At 62.3% G+C, this 358-nt stretch carries 1 protein-coding gene and 1 pseudogene; both read left to right on the forward strand.

Annotated features, from left to right (window positions below; genetic code table 11):
• The coding region (locus tag AC1DM5_RS36630) for a tetratricopeptide repeat protein (protein WP_477976984.1) at window positions 1–243 on the forward strand (243 nt) is incomplete at its 5' end.
• A pseudogene (locus tag AC1DM5_RS36635) lies at window positions 240–358 on the forward strand (cytochrome c maturation protein CcmE); the annotation flags it as partial. The gene AC1DM5_RS36630 and the pseudogene AC1DM5_RS36635, both read left to right, overlap by 4 nt.

Raw genomic sequence — 358 nt, forward strand, 5'->3', positions numbered from 1 at the left:
GACCGGCAGCAGATGATCCGCGGCATGGTGGAAAGCCTGGATGCCAAACTGACTGATGATCCCGACAATTTCGAGGGCTGGATGCGTCTCGTCCGCTCTTACGCCGTATTGAACGACAAGGATCGCGCCGCCGGCGCCTTGAAGCGGGGGCTTGCCGCCTTCCCGGCATCCGGTGATCAGGGCAGGCAGCTCCTGGCGCTGGCAAAGGAACTCGGCATCGCGACGGAGGGGTTGACGCAATGACGCGCAAGCAGAAACGCCTGGCGGTGATTGCCGGCGGCATGAGCTTCATCCTTGTCGCCGTGCTGCTCGTGATGTTCGCCTTCAGCCAGTCGGTCGCCTATTTCTATATGCCGGG

The sequence above is a fragment of the Rhizobium sp. 01T437 genome, from assembly GCF_056398505.1.